The sequence below is a fragment of the Microbacterium neungamense genome (genome assembly GCF_024971095.1).
Classification (GTDB): Bacteria; Actinomycetota; Actinomycetes; order Actinomycetales; family Microbacteriaceae; genus Microbacterium; species Microbacterium neungamense.
This window is the reverse complement of the sequence record NZ_CP069717.1, coordinates 931,258-949,535: the sequence shown is the minus strand read 5'-3', so window position 1 is coordinate 949,535 and position 18,278 is coordinate 931,258. Positions and strand designations below refer to the sequence as shown.

Below are 18,278 nucleotides of genomic sequence, written 5' to 3'. Positions count from 1 at the left end.
AGTCCGCGCGGTTCCCCGCGCCAAGTCGTTGTCAGCTCGCGAGCTTCTGGCGAAGGTCGGCGAGTCGGGCGGAGATGCTGCCGTCGATGACGTCGTCCCCGACCTGCACGCGCAGGCCGCCGACGACGCCGGGGTCGGACACCACGTTGAGCGAGACCTCGCCGCCGTAGCGGCGCGAGAGCGCGTCGCGCAGGCGGGTCTGCTGCTCGGCGTTCAGCGGAGTCGCGGTGTGCACGGTGGCGACGGTGCGGCTGCGCTGGGCGGAGACGATCCGGATGGCGCGGCCCAGCAGCTGGCGCACACGGCGCTCGCGCGGCTGGCGCACCAGCGAGGAGGCGATCAGCACGGCGGCCGGCGAGGCCTTCCCGGCGAGCAGCTTCTCGATGAGAGCGCCCTTGGCCTCGGCGTCCCCGAGCCTGCTGCCGAGGGCGAGCTCGAGCTCGGGGTTCGCGGCGACGAGGCGCGAGACCGAGAACAGCTCGGCAGCGACGTCGTCTCCGACCGAGGCGATCGCCGCGGTGCGGATGGCCAGCTCCTCGATCCCCTCGACGAGGTCGGAGGCGCTGGACCAGCGCTGGGCGACGGCCGCGGTCAGCACGGATCGGACGGGGGCGGAGGAGCCGGCGAAGACGGCCTGTGCGAGCGCGGTGCGGGCCCGCGCGGGCGCCGCGGGGTCGGCGAGCGCGCCGCTCAGCTGTCCGGACTCGCCCACGGTGCGCGCGGCCGCGAACAGCTCCGCCGCGCTGTCGAGGGTGAGGCCCGACTCCGCGGCAAGCGCGTCCGTCGTCGCCGCGAGTGCCTGAGTGGTCGCGCTGCCCATCAGGACACCGGTCCCTGAGCCTGCCGGACGGTCTCGGACGCCTCGAGGTCCGCGAGGAAGCGGTCCACCACGGCTGCGGCGCGCGCGTCGTCGGAGAGGGTCTCGCCCACGACGTTGCCGGCCAGGTCGATGGCCAGGGTGCCGACCTCGCTGCGGAGCGAGACGAATGCGGCTTGGCGCTCGGCCTCGATCTGCGCGTGCGCGGCGGCGGTGATGCGCGCCGCCTCGGCGGATGCGGTCTCCTTGGCCTCGGCGATGATCTTCTTGCCGTCCTCGCGGGCGGCCTCGCGGATCTCGCCGGCCTCGGTGCGGGCCTCGGCCAGCTGGCGGGTGTACTCCTCCAGCGCGGCTTCCGCCTGCTTCTGCGCCTCGTCGGCCTTGGCGATGTTGCCCTCGATGGCCGCGGAGCGCTCATCGAGCATCGCGATCAGGCGCGGCAGGGCGACCTTCCACACGACGAGGAGGATGACGAGGAACCACAGGCCCGACCAGATGATGTCGTACCAGGCGGGGATCAGCGGGTTGTTCGCCGACTCCCCCTCCGCGGCCAGGTTCGTGACAAGAGCGTTCAGCATCCTGTCTCCTTCAGAAGTCGGTGTGGATTACGGGAAGGGGATGAATCCGACGGCGATGCCGACGAACGCAAGCGCCTCGGTGAAGGCGATACCGATCCACATGAGGACCTGAAGGCGACCGGCCAGCTCGGGCTGACGGGCGACGCCCTCGATGGTCTTGCCGACGACGATGCCCACACCGATGGCCGGGCCGATGGCTGCGAGGCCGTAGCCGACCGCTGCGAGGTGACCGTTGATCTCAGCGAGAACCGTAGTAGCGTCCACGGGGTTTTTCCTTTCGTTGGGTGGGCGGCTTTCGCCGGCCCGCTCAGTGCTCTTCTGCGACCGCGAGCTGGATGTAGATCGCGGTGAGGACGGTGAAGACGTAGGCCTGCAGCACGGCGACCAGGATCTCGAAGACCGTGAACGCACCGCCGAAGACGAGGGTTCCGACACCCAGCGCGGCCCAGCCGCCGCCTGCGGTGAAGAAGAAGAAGTGCGTGGCCGCGAAGCAGAGGACCAGCAGCATGTGGCCGACCACCATGTTCATCAGCAGTCGCAGGGTGAGCGTCACCGGGCGGATGATGAACGTCGAGATGAACTCGAGCGGGGTGACGATGATGTACACCGGCCACGGCACGCCGGCCGGGAACAGCGCGTTCTTCCAGAACCCGAGCGGGCTCTTCTTCATGCCCGCGTAGATGAAGGTGACGTAGCTGATCACCGCGAGCACCAGCGGGACGGCGATGATGCTGGTGCCGGCGATGTTGATGAACGGGATGATGCCGGTGATGTTCATGAACAGCACCATGAAGAACATGGTCACCAGGATCGGCGCGAACCGGTCGCCGTCCTTGCGGCCGAGCAGGTCGTGGCCGATGCCGGTGCGGGCGAAGCCCAGACCCATCTCGACGAGGCTCTGGAAGCGGCCGGGGACCACGCGCATGTTGCGGGTGCCGAGCCAGAGGATGAGGACCACCGCGATCGTCGAGAGCAACTGCGCCAGGTGGATGCGGTTGAACTCGAGGCCGGCGATGGAGAAGATCGCCTCGGGGAAGAACTCGTCGATCGACGGGCCGTGGAACTCGCCGTCTTCGGCGGCCGTTCGGGGGATCAGGGTCGCAGCGAGATTAAACAGCGCGGGCTCCAGCTTCGGGGCCACCGGTGAACACCGGGGCGACGATGGTCGTGTGCTTCAGGCGCAAGCGCTCGCGTGGCGAGCGGCGGGCACCACCCCACCCTATCAGAATCGGCGGCGCCCCGAATCAGCCCCGGGGGCCCTGACCGGGCTCGCCCGGGGCGGTGTCCTCGGGGGCCTGGGTGGGCAGCGAGACGTCGCTCACGTGCGGCAGCCGCATCCGGGTGAGCACGATCACGTCGACGACGAGTGACATCAGCACCCCCGCGACGATGGAGAGGAAGAACACCATCGGCACGATCCACGGCTGACCGCTGAGCACGATCATCACCACGACGAACACGCCGAGTTTGAGCAGCCAGCCGCCGAGCACGATCGCGAAGAACAGCTGGACGTACAGCGGGTCGCCGAACCAGCGGTTCGCGAACAGGATGCTGGCGCCGGTGATGGCGAGGAACACCACGGCGAGGAGCACGCCCAGCAGGCCGCTCCACAGTCCGTCCGCGCCGGCCGCCGCGAAGCCGATCCCGCCGGCGAGGACGGCCAGCGCCGCGGCGCCCACGGCGGACCAGAGCAGCGTGCGGCGCAGGATCGGCGTGCTGGAGACGGGGCTGGTGCTCATTCGGGCTCCCGGGGCTGGGTGGTGGGCTGGGCGGTCGGCCGGGTGGTCGGCCGGGTGGTCGGCTGGGCGGCAGGCGGTGCGGTCGGCCGGGGTGCGGCGCGGGTCGTGCCGGCGCGGTCGCTCCGGCGCCGCGTCGGGCTGAACGTGACCACCAGGCAGGCGGCGCCGCCGAGGACGCCGAAGCCGACCCCGACGAGGTAGCCGCCGGGCCAGTCCTCACTGCTCGCGATGTACATCAGCAGCACCGCGAGCGAGGCGATGGCGGTCCAGGCGTAGAAGATCAGCACGGCGTCCCGGTCGCGGTGGCCGAGATCGAGCATCCGGTGGTGCAGGTGCTTGCGGTCCGGGGAGAACGGGGACTTCCCCGCGCGCATCCGCCGGAAGACGGCGAGCCCGAAGTCCAGCAGCGGCAGCAGGATCACCACGAGCGGCAGCAGGATCGGCAGGAAGCTGCCCAGCAGCTGGGAGCGGCCGAACTGCTCGGGGTCGAGGGCACTGGCGGGCATCTGCCCGGTGAGCGACACCGCGGAGGTCGCCATCAGCAGGCCCATCACCAGGGCGCCGGAGTCGCCCATGAACAGCTTGGCGGGGCTCCAGTTCAGCGGGAGGAAGCCGAGGCAGGCGCCGATCAGCACGGCCGCGAGGAAGGTCGCCAGGTTGAAGTAGCTGGACGCCCCCGAGTCGCGGGTGAGGATGTACGCGTAGACGAAGAAGACGCCGTTCGCGATCAGGCACACGCCGGCGACGAGACCGTCCAGGCCGTCGATGAAGTTCACCGCGTTCATCACCATGACGATCGCGAACATGGTCACGCCGATGCTGACCCAGCTGGAGACGAGGATCATGTCGCCGATCGGCAGCGACAAGATCTGCAGCCCTCCCCCGACGGTGATCACCCCCGCGGCCAGGAACTGCACGCCGAGCTTGATGAACCAGTCCAGGTCCCACAGGTCGTCGATCGCGCCGGTCACCGCGATCAGCAGCGCCGCGCCGAGCACGGACCACATCGTCTGCGGCGGCGACCACATGATCTCGAAGAACGGGTTCGCCGCGGAGGCGCCGATCGCGGCCGCGATGCCGAGGAAGATCGCCACGCCGCCCAGGCGCGGGGTCGGCGTCTTGTGCACGTCGCGCTCACGGATGCCCGGGTAGAGCTTGAACCGCAGGCTCAGCCGCCACACCGCCCAGGACAGCGCGAACGTGATGGTCGCCGTCAGGATGATGGTGAAGAGGTACTGCTTCACGCCGAGCCGTCCGGGCCGGGCTGCTCCTCCGGCTCCAGGAGCTCGCCGAGCACGCCCTCGAGCTGCTCGCGGGTCACGGCGCCGTCGCGGAGGATGCGCACCACCGGCTTCTCGGCGTCGCCGACCAGGGAGGTGGCGTCGACGATGGTCGAGGGGATGCCGGTCTCGCTGAACCCGGCCTCGAGGTAGACCGCCACGCTGTCGCCGAGCATCTCCTGCGCGTTCGCGGCGGTGATGGCCGCCTCGCGGCCGGTGAGGTTCGCGCTGGACACGGCCAGCGGGCCGGTCTCCGCCAGCAGCTCCAGGGCGATCCGGTTGTCCGGCATCCGCACGGCGACGGTGCCCTTGGTCTCGCCGAGGTCCCACACCAGCGACGGCTGCGCGGGCAGGACGATGGTGAGCCCTCCGGGCCAGAACGCGTCCACGAGGCGCTGCACCGGCTCGGGCACCCGCTCCACCAGTGCGGCGAGGGTGTCGGGGCCGGCGACGAGGACGGGCGGCGGCATGTCGCGCCCGCGGCCCTTGGCGTCCAGCAGGCGCTGCACGGCGGACGGCGAGAAGGCGTCGGCGGCGATCCCGTACACGGTGTCGGTGGGGATCACGACGAGCTCGCCGCGGGCGATGGCCTGACGGGAGTGGCGCATGCCGGCGAGGAGCTGGGCCTCGTCGCGGCAATCGAAGGCGGAAGACATGGCGGATCCCAGTCTACGCGGCGCGGTCGGCCGGCCGTCCTCAGGCAGGGGCGGTGCCGCGCCGGCGGCGCGCGAGGCGGTGCCGGGCCGGCGGCCGCGAGGCGGCCGCGACGCCGGTCAGGCGCGCAGCGCCGTCGTCGCCCGGTCGCGCCGGGTCAGGTCCTGGTGCGTGGCGGGCGCGCGCCAGCCGTCGCCGGTGAGGATGCCGCGGATCGCCTCGCCCTGCAGCTCGCCGTGCTCCAGCACGAGCATCCCCCGGGGCGGAGCAGCTCCGCCGCCCTGCGGCTGATCACGCGGACCACGTCCAGCCCGTCGGCGCCGCCGTAGAGCGCCTGCGCGGGGTCGAACAGGCGCACCTCGGGATCTCGGGGCACCGCGTCATCGGGGACGTACGGCGGGTTGGACACGACCACGGCGACCGTGCCGTCCAGCTCCGGGAGGGCGGTCGCAAGATCGCCGTGCACGAGGGTGAGGTTCTCGGTCCCTGCGACGTTGCGGGCCGCCCAGGCGTGCGCCGCCTCGGACAGCTCGACGGCGAAGACGCGCGCGTGCGGCACCTCGGTCGCCATCGCCAGTGCGATCGCGCCACTGCCGGTGCCGAGATCGACCGCGATCGGCGCCTCGTCCGGGCTGCTCAGCAGCGCGTCGATCGCGAACTGCACCACCGTCTCGGTCTCCGGGCGGGGCACGAACACGCCGGGCCCGACGGCCAGCTCGAGATGCCGGAAGGCCGCGATGCCGGTGAGGTGCTGCAGCGGCTCGCGCGCCGCACGGCGTGCGGCGAGGGCGTCGAGCGCCGCGGCATCCGCATCCGTCAGCGCATCCCCGCGGACGACCGCCGCCTGCACGCCGCCTCGGGAGAGCCCGAGCACGTGACCCGCCAGCAGCTCTGCGTCCCCAACGGGGTCGGGCACGCCGGCGGCGGCCAGCCGCGCGGCGATGGCGCGCAGGCGCGCGGCGAGGGTCTCGGGCATGAATCCAGGGTACGGGCATGCCGGCACGCGCTTCGCGTCGCTTCGTTACGCCGCGCACGCACGGCCGCCGACCCCGGGAAGTAGTCTGGTGCAGCATCCGCAGCCTCCGAGAAAGGCCCGCAATGACCGGCATCCACCCCGACATCACCACCGCGTTCGGCAACACCCCGCTCGTGCGCCTCAACCGCGTCACCGAGGGCGCGGGCGCGACCGTGCTCGCCAAGCTCGAGTACTACAACCCCGCCGCCAGCGTGAAGGACCGCATCGGCATCGCCATGATCAACGCCGCCGAGGCATCCGGCGAGCTGAAGCCCGGCGGCACGATCGTCGAGTCCACCAGCGGCAACACCGGCATCGCCCTGGCCATGGTCGGCGCGGCGCGCGGCTACCGCGTCGTCCTGACCATGCCGTCGTCGATGTCGAAGGAGCGCCGCGTGCTGCTGAAGGCGTTCGGCGCGGAGATCGTGCTCACCGACCCGACCAAGGGCATGAAGGGCGCCATCGAGGAGGTCGAGCGCATCGTCGCCGAGACCCCGGGCGCCGTCTGGGTGCGCCAGTTCGAGAACGAGGCCAACCCGCAGATCCACCGCGAGACCACCGCGCAGGAGATCCTCCGCGACACCGACGGCGCCGTCGACATCCTGGTCGCGGGCGTGGGCACCGGCGGCACCGTGACCGGCACCGGCCAGGCGCTGAAGGAGGCGAAGCCCGAGGTGAAGGTGATCGCCGTCGAGCCGAAGGACTCCCCCGTGCTGACCGAGGGCCGCCCCGGGCCGCACAAGATCCAGGGCATCGGCCCGAACTTCGTGCCCGCGATCCTCGACCGCGACGTGATCGACGAGGTCATCACCGCCGACTTCGACGACGCTCTGCGCGTCTCGCGCGACCTCGCCGCCCGCGAGGGGCTGCTGGTCGGCATGTCCTCCGGTGCGGTCGTGTGGGCGGCGCTGCAGGTCGCGGCGCGGCCGGAGAACGAGGGCAAGACGATCGTCGCGGTCGTCCCCGACACGGGCGAGCGCTACATCTCCACCGCGCTGTTCGAGGACCTGCGCGAGGACTGATGGGCGTCATCGGCCGCCTGCGCGAGGACGTGGAGGCCGCCCGGCGCGGCGATCCGGCCGCCCGGAGCGGTCTGGAGATCGCGCTGCTGTACCCGGGGCTACACGCGGTGTGGGCGCACCGGGTGTGGCACGCGCTGTGGCGGCGCCGGGTGCGCTTCCTCGCGCGGGCGGGATCGCAGCTCACCCGCTGGCTGACCGGCATCGAGATCCACCCCGGGGCGTCGATCGGCCGCCGGCTGTTCATCGACCACGGCATGGGCGTGGTGATCGGCGAGACCGCCGAGGTCGGCGACGACGTGATGCTGTACCACGGCGTGACGCTCGGCGGCCGCACCCGGGACGGCGGCAAGCGGCATCCGACCCTCGAGGACGGGGTGGCGGTGGGCGCCGGCGCGAAGGTCCTCGGCCCGATCACGATCGGCGCCCGCTCGGTGATCGGCGCGAACGCCGTGGTGACCAGGGATGCGCCGCCGGACAGCGTGCTCACCGGCGTCCCCGCCCGGCCGCGCACCGGCTCGTCCACCGCCGACGCGCGCGCCCTGCTCCTCTCCGCCCCGACTACACGATCTGACCCCGCGACGATCCGCCCCCTTTGCGTATGGGGGGTGCCCCTATGTCCTCTGTCAAGCGGCGAGGGCGGGTTGGGCTGGTCGCGGTTGGTAGAGGGTGCCGTCGCGGAGCATGGCGTAGAGGACGTCGGATCGGCGTCGAGCTAGGGCGATGAGGGCCTGGTTGTGGCGTTTGCCTTGGGCGATCTTGCGGTCGTAGTAGGCGCGTGATTCGGGGTCTCGGAGTGCGGCGAACGCGGAGAGGAACATGGTCCGTTTCAGGATCTTGTTCCCGCGCCGGGAGGGATGCTCGCCGCGGATCGAGGTGCCGGATCGTCGGGTCACGGGTGCGAGGCCGGCGTAGGCGGCGAGGTGCCCGGCAGTGGCGAAGGTCTTGGTGGTGACTTCGGTGAGGAGCCGGGCTGCGGTCCTGACGCCGACTCCGGGCATGCTCGTCAGGACCGGTTGAAGAGGGTGAGCGTCGACGATCTTCTCGACCTCGATGGCGATCTCATCACGCTGCCGTCGCAACGCCTGGAGCTGCTCTGCGAGCCTGGGGAGCACCAGCGCGGCGGCGTCGGTGCCGGTCACCACGACGGTCTGCTCGCCGAGCGCGGTCATGATCTCTGCCGCCCAGACACGACCTTTGCGGGGCGCGTTCTTCAGCAGCCGGTTCCCTAGCCGCTTCTCACCCGCAGTCTTCATCGCCGCCGGCGACGGGTAGCGCTGCAGCAGGTCCAGGATCGCGGGGTGATCCAGCCGCGGCCCGAGCACGCGTTCCAGCGCCGGGTGGATTTGGGTGAGCAGACCCCTGATCCGGTTGGAGACCTGGACGATCTGACCGGCGAGGTCGTCGTCGAACCCGCAGAGCATGCTCAGCTCCGCGACCTTCTCGTCGGCGACCTGGATCGACCGGAGCGTGTGCGGCATGGTGCGGGCCGTTTCGGCGATGATCGCCGCGTCTCTCGCGTCGGTCTTCGCCTCACCGGGATGCAGATCCGCGATGCGCCGCATCGCCAACCCCGGCAGGTAACCGACGAGAGCACCTGCGGCTTGCGCGACCGCGACCGGGAGTGCACCGATCGTCGCGGGTTGATCTACGACCAGCAGCACCACGCCATGCGAGGCGAGCTGGTCGATCACCGCCCGCAATTGGCGCTCGTCGTTCGGGAGTGCTCGGTCGAATAGTCGCTTGGCTTCCCGGTCGAGCGCGACCGCGTGATGCTCGCCCTTGCCGACGTCGAGCCCAACGAACACGTCGACCTCGTCGTATCTGTCGATGCTGGTGACCACTTCGTCCTCCGCTTCACTCGTGACGGCGTCCGCGGCGGCGCGTCTCGGCATCCACGTTACGAACGGCCTCGAGCATGCTCGGGTCCAGCCCCTATCAGCGATCACACACCGCCAACCAGGCCCGGTGACAACACCCCCCGGATCATCGAGGACAGGGGGCAGCAATCATGCCGGGCCCGGCAGGCCGTCACCGCCCAGCATGGCCGCCGAACGGGTCACGAAGAAAGTAACGGGAAACGGGGGGTCAGGCGCGGCGGCGGAGGGCCGCGCGGATGCGGCGCAGGGCCTCCGCCTCCTGACGGAACACCAGCTCGTTCGTGAGCCGGACGGTGTCCCATCCGGCAGCGGCGTACGCGTGATACTTGTCGATGTCGCGCGCGAGCTGCGCCCGGGTGAGGTGCGTGCTCTCTTCGCCCCCGCGAACACGGCCAGCTGATCGCGGGTGGCCACCGCCTTCGCCTGCGGGTCGGCCGGGCGCCCCGGCATCCGCGGCAGGGTCGCAGCGGCACCGGAAGACGCTGCAGCACCGCAGCGACGTACCCGGTGAGGAACGCTCCCTCGGGCAGCGCCGGCAGATACTCGTGCACGCGCCCGAGCAGCAGCGTGCGGTGCTGCCCCCACGCCCGCTCGATCTCGGCGAAGTCTGCGAGGCCGTCCGCCGTGGACACAGGCTCCGGTGCGTCGAGTTCGCCGAACGCCCGCGCGCCATGGTGCGGTCGGCGCAGTTCCGGATGCCGCAGCCGGGCGTCGCTCAGACCGTGCCGTCTCCCCTGGGCGACGGTGAACGCGTCCGGGAGTCCGTCCGGTCGGTGCTGGCGGCGCTTCGGCATCCGCCCAGTGTGCCCGCCGCCCGCGCCGACCCGCTCCGGTTGTCCACAGCCCCGCCCCTCGCCCCATCAGGGGGTCAGAACCGCCCGGCGGGTCAGGAGCCGAGGGCGGCGAGGCGCTCCGCCTCGTCGGCCTCGATGCAGGACTCGATGACGGGGTCGAGGGCGCCGTCCATCACCTGGTCGAGGTTGTACGCCTTGTACCCGGTGCGGTGGTCGGCGATCCGGTTCTCCGGGAAGTTGTAGGTGCGGATCCGCTCCGAGCGGTCCATGCCGCGGATCTGCGAGCGCCGGGCATCCGATGCCGCAGCCGCGAGCTCCTCCTGCTGCTTGGCCAGCAGCCGGGCGCGCAGCACGCGCAGCGCCGCCTCACGGTTCTGCAGCTGCGACTTCTCGTTCTGCATCGACACCACGATCCCGGTCGGCAGGTGCGTGATCCGCACCGCCGAGTCGGTCGTGTTCACCGACTGCCCGCCCGGGCCCGAGGAGCGGAACACGTCGATCTTCAGATCGTTCGGGTTGATCTCGATCTCGTCCGGCTCGTCGACCTCGGGGAACACCAGCACCCCCGTGGTCGAGGTGTGGATGCGGCCCTGCGACTCGGTGGCCGGCACCCGCTGCACGCGGTGCACGCCGCCCTCGTACTTCAGGTGCGCCCAGACGCCCTGCGCCGGGTCGGTCGAGGTGCCTTTGATCGCGAGCTGGACGTCCTTGTACCCGCCGAGGTCGGACTCGTTCCGCTCCAGCAGCTCGGTCTTCCAGCCTTTCGAGGCCGCGTACTGCAGGTACATCCGCAGCAGATCGGCGGCGAACAGGGCGCTCTCGGCGCCGCCCTCCCCCGCTTTAATCTCCATGATCACGTCGCGGGCGTCGTCGGGGTCGCGCGGGATGAGCAGGCGGCGCAACCGCTCCTGCGCGGCCTGCAGCCCCTCCTCGAGCGCGGGGATCTCGGCCGCGAAGGCCTCGTCCTCACGCGCCAGCTCTCGGGCCGCCTCGAGGTCCTCGGATGCGGCGAGCCACGCCTCGTGCGCGGCGACGATCCGGCTCAGCTCGGCGTAGCGCCGGTTCACCCGCTTCGCGCGGGCTGCATCGGCGTGCACCGCCGGGTCGGAGAGCTCCTCCTGCACCCGGCGGTGCTCGTCGATGAGAGCCTGGACGGACTCGAACACGTCAGCTCAGCGGATGTTGTTCTCGTGCCCGTGGCCGGAGCCGGTCGCCGGCGGGGCCGGGATCGACTTCTGCATCTGGAACAGGAACTCGACGTTGGAGCCGGTCTCCTTGAGCTTGCCGAGGACCACCTCGAGCGCCTGCTGCGGGTCGAGACCGGCGAGGGCGCGGCGCAGCTTCCATGTGATCTTGACCTCGTCCGGGGAGAGCAGCATCTCCTCGCGGCGGGTGCTGGACGCGTTCACGTCGACCGCCGGGAAGATCCGCTTGTCGGCCAGGGCGCGGGACAGGCGCAGCTCGCTGTTGCCGGTGCCCTTGAACTCCTCGAAGATCACCTCGTCCATCTTGGAGCCGGTCTCCACGAGGGCGGTGGCGAGGATGGTCAGCGATCCGCCGTTCTCGATGTTGCGCGCCGCGCCGAAGAACCGCTTCGGCGGGTACAGTGCCGAGGCGTCCACACCGCCGGTGAGCACGCGGCCGGATGCCGGCGCGGAGATGTTGTAGGCGCGGCCGAGGCGGGTGATCGAGTCGAGCAGCACGACCACGTCCCGGCCCAGCTCCACCAGGCGCTTGGCGCGCTCGATGGCGAGCTCGGCGACGGTGGTGTGGTCCTCCGCGGGGCGGTCGAAGGTCGAGGCGATGACCTCGCCCTTCACCGAGCGCTGCATGTCGGTGACCTCTTCCGGGCGCTCGTCGACGAGCACGACCATGAGGTGCACCTCGGGGTTGTTCTGCGCGATCGCGTTCGCGATCTGCTGCAGCACGATGGTCTTGCCGGCCTTCGGCGGCGCCACGATCAGGCCCCGCTGGCCCTTGCCGATCGGGGCGACCAGGTCGATGATCCGCTGGGTCAGCTTCTCCGGCGCGGTCTCCAGACGCAGGCGCTCCTGCGGGTACAGCGGGGTGAGCTTGCCGAACTCGACGCGGTTGCCGGCGTCCTCGGGCGACAGGCCGTTGATGGAGTCGACCTTCACCAGGGCGTTGTACTTCTGACGCCCCTGCTGCTCGCCCTCGCGCGGCTGCTTGATGGCGCCGACGATCGCGTCGCCCTTGCGCAGGTTGTACTTCTTCACCTGGCCGAGCGAGACGTACACGTCGGTCGCGCCGGGCAGGTAGCCGCTGGTGCGGACGAAGGCGTAGTTGTCGAGCACGTCGAGGATGCCCGCGATCGGGATGAGGACGTCGTCCTCGCCGATCTCGGTCTCGAACTCGTCCGCGGTGACGTTGCCGCCGCCGCGTCGCTTGTTGCGCTGACGCGTGCGACCGCCGGCCTGCTCCTCCTCGGCCTGGGGCTGCTGGGCCTGCCCGCCGCCGTTCTGGCCGCGCCCGCGGCTGCGGTTGCGGTTGCGGCCACGACCGCGGCCGCCGCCCTCGCCCTCGTCGCCGTCGGCCTCGGGCTTCTCGGACGCGTCGCCCTGCTTGCCCTCGCCCTGCCGGGCTTCTGCCTGCTTGCCGTCCGCCTGCTTGCCGTCGGCCTGCTTCGCGTCGCCGGTTGCTGCTTCCGCCGCGGCGGCGTCGGCCGGCTTCTGCCCGGCGGTCGTCTCGCCTGCCGCGTCGGCGCCGGATGCCTCAGCGCCCTGGGCCTTGTCGGCGTCCTTTGCCTTGTCGGCGTCCTGCGCCTTGCTGCGGCGACCGCGCGCGGGGCGCTTGGCCGGGGCGTCGCCGGCGCGCTCGGCCGTCTCGCCGGCCGGCGCGGCCTCGGCAGAGATCGCGGTGTCGGCTGCCGCCGTGTCGGACGCCGGTGCCTCGGATGCCGGAACGGCGGCCGCCTCGGCATCCGCCTTCTTCGCCCGCGTACGGCGCGGCGCCTTGGCCTTCGGCTTCTCCTCGGCAGCGTCCGCGCTCGACTCCGCGGCGGTCGCGGAGGAGCCGGCCGCAGCAGGGGAGGCAGCGGCGTCGGATGCCGGAGCCGCCGGCGTCTCGGCGGACGGCGCCGCCGCAGGCGCGGCATCCGCGGCGGCGGATGCGCTGGTCGCGCGCCGGGGTGCGCGCTTGCGCACCGGTGCTTCGGTCACCGTCGCGGCGGCCGCAGCCGACTCGGACGCGGCCGGAGCCTGGTCGTTCTGGGTCTCGGAGAAGTTCTCCACGAGTACTCCCTCATATGTCGTGGGAAAGAGCAATCCTGCGCACAGCAGAAGCTGCGCGTGTCACGCGCGCGGGCACAGAGCGCCAGCCGGCCAGGACCACGGAAGTCCTGGGGAAACACGTGCGGATCTCGCAGAAGTGCGAGGGGGCGAGATTCACGAAAGGTACGTGGAGCCCTCCGCTCGATCCCTAACTGTACCACCCCGTACGTCGACGGCGAGCATGTGCGCGGTCCACGGAGTGTCCGCCGCGGCGTCCGCCACCTCGACCGCTCCGCGGCGGCGTCCGGGCCCGTCGGCGAGCACGAGCACGCTGGGGCCGGCGCCGGAGACGACGGCCGCATATCCTTCGCGGCGCAGCGCCTGCACCAGCCGCAGCGTCTCCGGCATCGCCGCGCCGCGGTAGTCCTGGTGCAGCCGGTCGGCGGTGGCGTCCAGCAGCAGCTCCGGGCTCTGCGTCAGCGCGGCGACCAGCAGCGCCGAGCGCGACACGTTGAACACGGCGTCCTCCCGGGGCACCTGGTGCGGCTGCAGCGAGCGCGCCAGGGACGTGGACATCGTGAAGCCGGGCACGAGCACCAGCGGCGCCACGCCGCGGTGCACGAGCAGCTTCTTGTGCTGCGGCCCGCGATCGCCGGTCCAGGCGATGGTGAGGCCGCCGAACAGCGCGGGCGCGACATTGTCGGGGTGGCCCTCCAACTCGGTGGCCAGGCGCAGCAGGGTGTCGTCGTCCAAGTCGACCTCGCCGGCGAGCAGCCCCTTGGCGGCGAGCACGCCCGCCGTCACCGCGGCGCCGGACGAGCCGAGCCCCCGCCCATGCGGGACGCCGTTCGCGGCGTGCAGCCGCAGCCCGGGCAGCGGGCGCCCGGCATCCGCGAACACGTGCGCGATCGAACGGACGACGAGGTTGCTGGCATCCCGCGGGATCTCCTCGGCGCCGGAGCCGGTGACCTCGATCTCGAGCCGGTCGTCCGGGAAGGAGGACACGGTGAGCGTGTCGTAGATGCTGAGCGCCAGGCCGAGCGTGTCGAAGCCGGGTCCGAGGTTGGCGCTCGTGGCGGGGACGGTGACCTGCACGGTCCGGGTGGCGCCCTCCGGTGCCGGCGCCTCCGGGTGGCCGGTGACCGCCTCGGAGGGGACGATGGTGACGCCCACGCTCACTCCCCTTCGACGCGCAGCACCGACACCACGCGCTCGACGACCCCGCTGGCGGCCAGCCGGTCGACGGTGGCGCTCAGGGCGCTCTCGGATGCCCGGTGCGTGCCGATGATGAGCCGCGCGGTCGGCACCTCCTCGCCCTCCACGGTCTGCACCACGGTCGCGACGGACACGCCGCCCTCGCTGAGGATGCCGGCGACGGTGGCGAGCACGCCCGGCTCGTCGTCGACTTCGAGGGTGATCTGGTAGCGGGTGGTGACGTGCCCGATCGGCGCGACCGGCAGGTTCGCCCTGGTCGACTCGCCCACCCCGACGCCGCCGGCGATGTGCCGCCGCGCCGCCGAGACCACGTCGCCGAGCACGGCCGAGGCGGTCTGCACGCCGCCGGCGCCGGCGCCGTAGAACATCAGCGACCCCGCCGCCTCCGCTTCGACGAAGACGGCGTTGTTGGCGCCGTGCACAGAGGCCAGCGGATGCGTGCGCGGCACCAGGGCCGGGTAGACGCGCACGGAGATCGACTCGGCGCCCTCGTCCACGAGCCGCTCGCACACCGCGAGCAGCTTGATGACGAAGCCGGCACCGCGGGCCTCCTCGATCATCGACGCGGTGATCTGCGTGATGCCCTCGCGGTGCACGGCATCCAGCGGCACGGCGGTGTGGAAGGCGAGGCTGGCGAGGATCGCGGCCTTCTGCGCCGCGTCGAAGCCCTCGACGTCGGCGGTCGGGTCCGCCTCGGCGTAGCCCAGCCGCTGCGCGTCGGCGAGGACCTCGGCGAAGTCGGCGCCCTCGCTGTCCATCCGGTCCAGGATGTAGTTCGTGGTGCCGTTCACGATGCCCATGATCCGCACCACACGGTCGCCGGCGAGCGAGTCCCGCAGCGGGCGGATGATCGGGATCGCCCCGGCCGCGGCGGCCTCGTAGTACACCGACGCGCCGACGCGGTCGGCGGCCTCGAACACCTCAGGACCGTGGGTGGCCAGCAGCGCCTTGTTCGCGGTGACGACGTCGGCGCCCGACCCCAGGGCGAGCAGGATGTGCGAGCGGGCCGGCTCGATGCCCCCCATCAGCTCGATGACGATGTCCGCCCCGGTGATCAGGCTCTCGGCATCCGTGGTGAACAGCTCCCGCGGCAGGTCGACGTCGCGACGGGCGTCGAGGTCGCGGACGGCGATGCCGGCCAGTTCCAGGCGGGCGCCGGCGCGGTCGGCGAGTTCGTCGCCGTGCCGCAGCAGCAGCGCCGCCACCTGAGAGCCGACGGCGCCTGCGCCGAGCAGTGCCACCCGAAGTCGTCGATAGTCGGTCATCGTGCTCCTTCTGTGCGGTGTCCGGTACCGTCCCCCGGATCGAGCCCCGGGTCGCGGGCCAGCAGGTCCTGCACGGTCTCGCCGCGCAGGATCAGCCGGGACTCCCCGTCGCGCACGGAGATCACCGGCGGACGCGGGACGTGGTTGTAGTTGCTGGCCAGCGGCGCGCAGTACGCGCCGGTGACCGGGACGGCGAGCAGGTCGCCGGGGGCGACGTCGTCGGGGAGGTACTCGTGATCGACGACGATGTCGCCGGACTCGCAGTGCCGGCCGACGACGCGCACCAGCGCGGGGTCCCCGGATCCGGCGCGCGAGGCGAGCCGCGCCGAGTACTGCGCGCCGTACAGCGCGGTCCGCGCGTTGTCGCTCATGCCGCCGTCCACGCTCACGTAGCGGCGCACCCCGGCCTCCAGCACGACGTCCTTGATCGTGCCGATCTCGTAGAGGGTGACGCCCGCGGGCCCGACGACGTAGCGTCCGGGCTCGAAGGACAGCGCCGGCACCGGGATGCCGCGGGCCGCGCACCCTTCCGCCACGGCGGCGACGATGCCGTCGGCCAGCTCCTCGATCGGCGTGGGGTCGTCGGCGCGGGTGTAGGCGATGCCGAAGCCGCCGCCGAGGTTCAGCTGCGGCACCTCGCCGTCGCGGAGCAGCTCCTCGTGCAGGTCGAGTACGCGGGCCGCGGATTCGCGGAAGCCTGCGACGCCGAAGATCTGCGAGCCGATGTGACAGTGCAGCCCGAGGAAGCGCAGCCCGGGGATCTCCCGGATGCGGGCCACCGCGGCCGCGGCATCCGCCATCGGGAATCCGAACTTCTGGTCCTCGTGCGCGGTGGCGAGGAAGTCGTGGGTCTCGGCGTGCACGCCGCTGCTCACCCGCAGCATCACGCCCTGCTCGGCGTCCAGGCGCGCGGTGAGCGCGGCGAGCCGCTCGATCTCGATGGCGCTGTCGATGATGATCGTGCCGACCCCGGCCTCGATCGCGCGCTCGAGCTCGGCGGTGGACTTGTTGTTGCCGTGGAAGCCCAGCCGCGACGGCTCCGCGCCGGCCGCGAGGGCGAGCTCGAGCTCCCCGCCGGTGCACACGTCGACGCACAGGCCCTCGGCGGTGACCCAGCGGACGATCGCGCTGGTGAGGAACGCCTTGCCGGCGTAGTACACGCGGGCGGAGGTGCCGTGGCGCCGCGCGGCGGACTCGAACGCCGTGCGGACGGCGGCGGCTCGGCGGCGCACCTCCTGCTCGTCGATGACGAGCAGCGGCGTGCCGTGGGCGCGGACCAGGGCGGATGCCCGGGCGCCGCCGATCACGAGCTCGCCGTCCTCGTCGCGGCGCGCGGATGCCGGCCACACCCCCTCGACGAGGTCGTTCGGGTCGTCGGGCACGACGAGCCAGCCCGGGGCAGGCGGGGAGACAGCGGAATGCACAGTGCACCAATCGTGGGGACGGGTACCCCGGGGCGGAGGACGGCCGGCGAGGATGCCCCCGATTCTAGGGCACCGCCGGGCGCCGTCCTGTCAAGCCCTGCACGCCCGCGGCCGTTCTGGTTAGGGTGATTCGGATGGATGCCGCAACCGAAGCCGAACGCCGGGAGAAGCGCCCGGGGGCGATCGCCCGGGCCGGTGCGGCGCTGATCCGCCGCGGTCTGCAGCTGCGGATCGTGCGCGCCGTGCTGCTGCACATGGAGCGGCACGGGCCGATACTCGCGGACGGCGTGACCTACCGGGCGCTGTTCAGCGTCTTCGCCGCCGTGCTGCTCGGGTTCTCCGCGGCCGCGCTGTGGCTGACATCGGACGACGTGGCGTGGAACGCCGTGGTGTCCGCGATCGACTCCGCGGTGCCCGGGCTGATCAAGGAGCGCCCGGACGGGCCCGGGCTCATCGACCCGTCCGAGATCCGCGCGCCCGCGGGGCTGTCGATCACCGGGATCGTGTCGCTGGTCGGCCTGATCGGCGCGGCCCTCGGGGCCATCGGGTCGCTCCGGGTGGCGATGCGGTCCATCGCCGGAACGGTGTCGGACGATGTGGCACCGCCGCTCGTCATACTTCGCAATCTGAGCCTCGCGGCGATCATCGCGGCCGCCTTCGTCGGCTCCGCCGCCCTCACCTTCGCCGGCCGTGCGGTGCTGAGATGGGCGGGCGGGCTGCTCGGGCTGCCGGAGGATTCGCCGGTGCTGTTCTGGTCGGTGCGCCTGATCTCGCTGGTGATCGTGTTCGCCCTGAACACGGTGCTGATCGCGGCCGCGTTCCGCGCCCTCGCCGGCGTCCGGGCCCGCGCACGCGCGCTCTGGTCGGGCGCGATGATCGGCGGCGCCGGCCTGCTCGTGCTGCAGGAGCTGTCCGGGCTGTTCGTCGGCGGGGCGCGCGCGAACCCGCTGCTGGCGTCGTTCGCGTCGCTGCTGGCCCTGCTGATCTGGCTGAACCTGTCCACCCAGGTGATCCTGCTCGCCAGCGCCTACATCGTCACCGCCGCCGCCGAGGACGAGGACCGGGTCGCGAATCGCTACGGCGCGCAGACTCTGGCCGAGCACCGGCTGCGTCGCGCGGAGCAGGACGCGCAGATCGCGACCGCGGAGCTGCGCAGCGCCCAGCAGGCCGTCGAGGACGAACGCCCCTGACCCGCCCTCCGCCCGCCGACCCGCCCACGACCACCTCCGACCCGCCCTCCGACCCGCCCTCCGACCCGTTTGGGGCGGATTCTCACGTCCGGGGCGGACCTGCGCCGCCCCAATCGTGAGAATCCGCCCCAAACCCGAAGAAAGGAGTCAGGGGGCAAGGAGGGTCGGGGGGAAGGAG

Annotated in this window: 15 protein-coding genes and 2 pseudogenes; 3 read left to right on the top strand and 14 right to left on the bottom strand. The window is 72.1% G+C overall.

Annotated features, from left to right (window positions below):
• Positions 1 to 31: 31 nt before the first annotated feature.
• The 8 genes and pseudogenes from JSY13_RS04490 to prmC all read right to left on the bottom strand — a co-directional run bounded on the left by JSY13_RS04490 (position 32) and on the right by prmC (position 6,044).
• Entirely contained in the window at positions 32 to 820 is a 789-nt protein-coding gene (locus JSY13_RS04490) for a F0F1 ATP synthase subunit delta (RefSeq protein ID WP_259607831.1), read from the bottom strand.
• Complete coding sequence (locus tag JSY13_RS04485) at positions 820 to 1,395, bottom strand: F0F1 ATP synthase subunit B (protein WP_259607830.1); 576 nt, start codon at positions 1,393 to 1,395, stop codon at positions 820 to 822. Before JSY13_RS04485 ends, JSY13_RS04490 begins: the two co-directional genes overlap by 1 nt.
• A 27-nt stretch (positions 1,396 to 1,422) precedes the next feature.
• Positions 1,423 to 1,659, bottom strand: coding sequence for an ATP synthase F0 subunit C (gene atpE / locus JSY13_RS04480; protein ID WP_025103147.1), 237 nt, complete (start codon positions 1,657 to 1,659; stop codon positions 1,423 to 1,425).
• Between the two features lie 43 nt (positions 1,660 to 1,702).
• Positions 1,703 to 2,491, bottom strand: coding sequence for a F0F1 ATP synthase subunit A (gene atpB, locus JSY13_RS04475; RefSeq protein ID WP_432806447.1), 789 nt, complete (start codon positions 2,489 to 2,491; stop codon positions 1,703 to 1,705).
• Positions 2,492 to 2,639: 148 nt separating this feature from the next.
• Complete coding sequence (locus JSY13_RS04470) at positions 2,640 to 3,134, bottom strand: Cg1360 family ATP-synthase-associated protein (RefSeq protein WP_259607828.1); 495 nt, start codon at positions 3,132 to 3,134, stop codon at positions 2,640 to 2,642.
• The gene (locus JSY13_RS04465; protein WP_259607827.1) at positions 3,131 to 4,378 is read right to left on the bottom strand and encodes an MraY family glycosyltransferase; all 1,248 of its coding nucleotides are present in this window, start codon (positions 4,376 to 4,378) and stop codon (positions 3,131 to 3,133) included. The genes JSY13_RS04470 and JSY13_RS04465 overlap by 4 nt, the downstream gene beginning before the upstream one ends.
• Positions 4,375 to 5,070 (bottom strand): L-threonylcarbamoyladenylate synthase, encoded by a 696-nt coding sequence (locus JSY13_RS04460; RefSeq protein ID WP_259607826.1) that lies wholly within the window; start codon positions 5,068 to 5,070, stop codon positions 4,375 to 4,377. Before JSY13_RS04460 ends, JSY13_RS04465 begins: the two co-directional genes overlap by 4 nt.
• A gap of 117 nt (positions 5,071 to 5,187) precedes the next feature.
• A pseudogene (gene prmC, locus JSY13_RS04455) lies at positions 5,188 to 6,044 on the bottom strand (peptide chain release factor N(5)-glutamine methyltransferase).
• Positions 6,045 to 6,166: 122 nt separating this feature from the next.
• Here prmC and cysK point away from each other — a divergent pair.
• Together cysK and epsC are read left to right on the top strand one after the other, a co-directional pair.
• Complete coding sequence (cysK, locus tag JSY13_RS04450) at positions 6,167 to 7,105, top strand: cysteine synthase A (RefSeq protein WP_259607825.1); 939 nt, start codon at positions 6,167 to 6,169, stop codon at positions 7,103 to 7,105.
• Positions 7,105 to 7,650 (top strand): annotated as a pseudogene (epsC, locus tag JSY13_RS04445) (serine O-acetyltransferase EpsC); the annotation flags it as partial. The gene cysK and the pseudogene epsC, both read left to right, overlap by 1 nt.
• 78 nt (positions 7,651 to 7,728) lie before the next feature.
• On the opposite strand, the gene JSY13_RS04440 reads toward epsC, so the two are convergent.
• From JSY13_RS04440 to lysA, 6 genes are all read right to left on the bottom strand, one after another.
• Positions 7,729 to 8,997: an IS110 family RNA-guided transposase gene (locus JSY13_RS04440; protein WP_239541894.1), complete on the bottom strand. Its 1,269-nt coding sequence runs from the start codon at positions 8,995 to 8,997 to the stop codon at positions 7,729 to 7,731.
• An 871-nt stretch (positions 8,998 to 9,868) separates the two neighbouring features.
• Positions 9,869 to 10,942: a peptide chain release factor 1 gene (prfA, locus tag JSY13_RS04435; RefSeq protein WP_259607824.1), complete on the bottom strand. Its 1,074-nt coding sequence runs from the start codon at positions 10,940 to 10,942 to the stop codon at positions 9,869 to 9,871.
• A 6-nt stretch (positions 10,943 to 10,948) separates the two neighbouring features.
• Complete coding sequence (gene rho / locus JSY13_RS04430; RefSeq protein WP_259607823.1) at positions 10,949 to 13,027, bottom strand: transcription termination factor Rho; 2,079 nt, start codon at positions 13,025 to 13,027, stop codon at positions 10,949 to 10,951.
• A 153-nt stretch (positions 13,028 to 13,180) separates the two neighbouring features.
• A complete protein-coding gene (gene thrB / locus JSY13_RS04425; RefSeq protein WP_259608128.1) occupies positions 13,181 to 14,167 on the bottom strand; it encodes a homoserine kinase in 987 nt (328 codons plus the stop codon).
• 14 nt (positions 14,168 to 14,181) lie between these two features.
• Positions 14,182 to 15,486, bottom strand: coding sequence for a homoserine dehydrogenase (locus JSY13_RS04420; protein WP_259607822.1), 1,305 nt, complete (start codon positions 15,484 to 15,486; stop codon positions 14,182 to 14,184).
• Complete coding sequence (gene lysA, locus JSY13_RS04415) at positions 15,483 to 16,910, bottom strand: diaminopimelate decarboxylase (RefSeq protein WP_259607821.1); 1,428 nt, start codon at positions 16,908 to 16,910, stop codon at positions 15,483 to 15,485. The genes JSY13_RS04420 and lysA overlap by 4 nt, the downstream gene beginning before the upstream one ends.
• A 134-nt stretch (positions 16,911 to 17,044) precedes the next feature.
• On the opposite strand from lysA, the gene JSY13_RS04410 reads away from it, so the two are divergent.
• On the top strand, positions 17,045 to 18,100 hold the full coding sequence (locus JSY13_RS04410) for a YihY/virulence factor BrkB family protein (RefSeq protein ID WP_259607820.1): 1,056 nt from the start codon (positions 17,045 to 17,047) through the stop codon (positions 18,098 to 18,100).
• Positions 18,101 to 18,278: the final 178 nt, after the last annotated feature.

Coding starts and splice junctions, on each gene's coding strand:
- JSY13_RS04410 (WP_259607820.1), top strand. CDS start 17,045: ATGGATGCCGCAACCGAAGCCGAACGCCGGGAGAAGCGCCCGGGGGCG.
- JSY13_RS04440 (WP_239541894.1), bottom strand. CDS start 8,997: ATGCCGAGACGCGCCGCCGCGGACGCCGTCACGAGTGAAGCGGAGGAC.
- JSY13_RS04490 (WP_259607831.1), bottom strand. CDS start 820: ATGGGCAGCGCGACCACTCAGGCACTCGCGGCGACGACGGACGCGCTT.
- cysK (WP_259607825.1), top strand. CDS start 6,167: ATGACCGGCATCCACCCCGACATCACCACCGCGTTCGGCAACACCCCG.
- JSY13_RS04420 (WP_259607822.1), bottom strand. CDS start 15,486: ATGACCGACTATCGACGACTTCGGGTGGCACTGCTCGGCGCAGGCGCC.
- JSY13_RS04470 (WP_259607828.1), bottom strand. CDS start 3,134: ATGAGCACCAGCCCCGTCTCCAGCACGCCGATCCTGCGCCGCACGCTG.
- JSY13_RS04485 (WP_259607830.1), bottom strand. CDS start 1,395: ATGCTGAACGCTCTTGTCACGAACCTGGCCGCGGAGGGGGAGTCGGCG.
- JSY13_RS04460 (WP_259607826.1), bottom strand. CDS start 5,070: ATGTCTTCCGCCTTCGATTGCCGCGACGAGGCCCAGCTCCTCGCCGGC.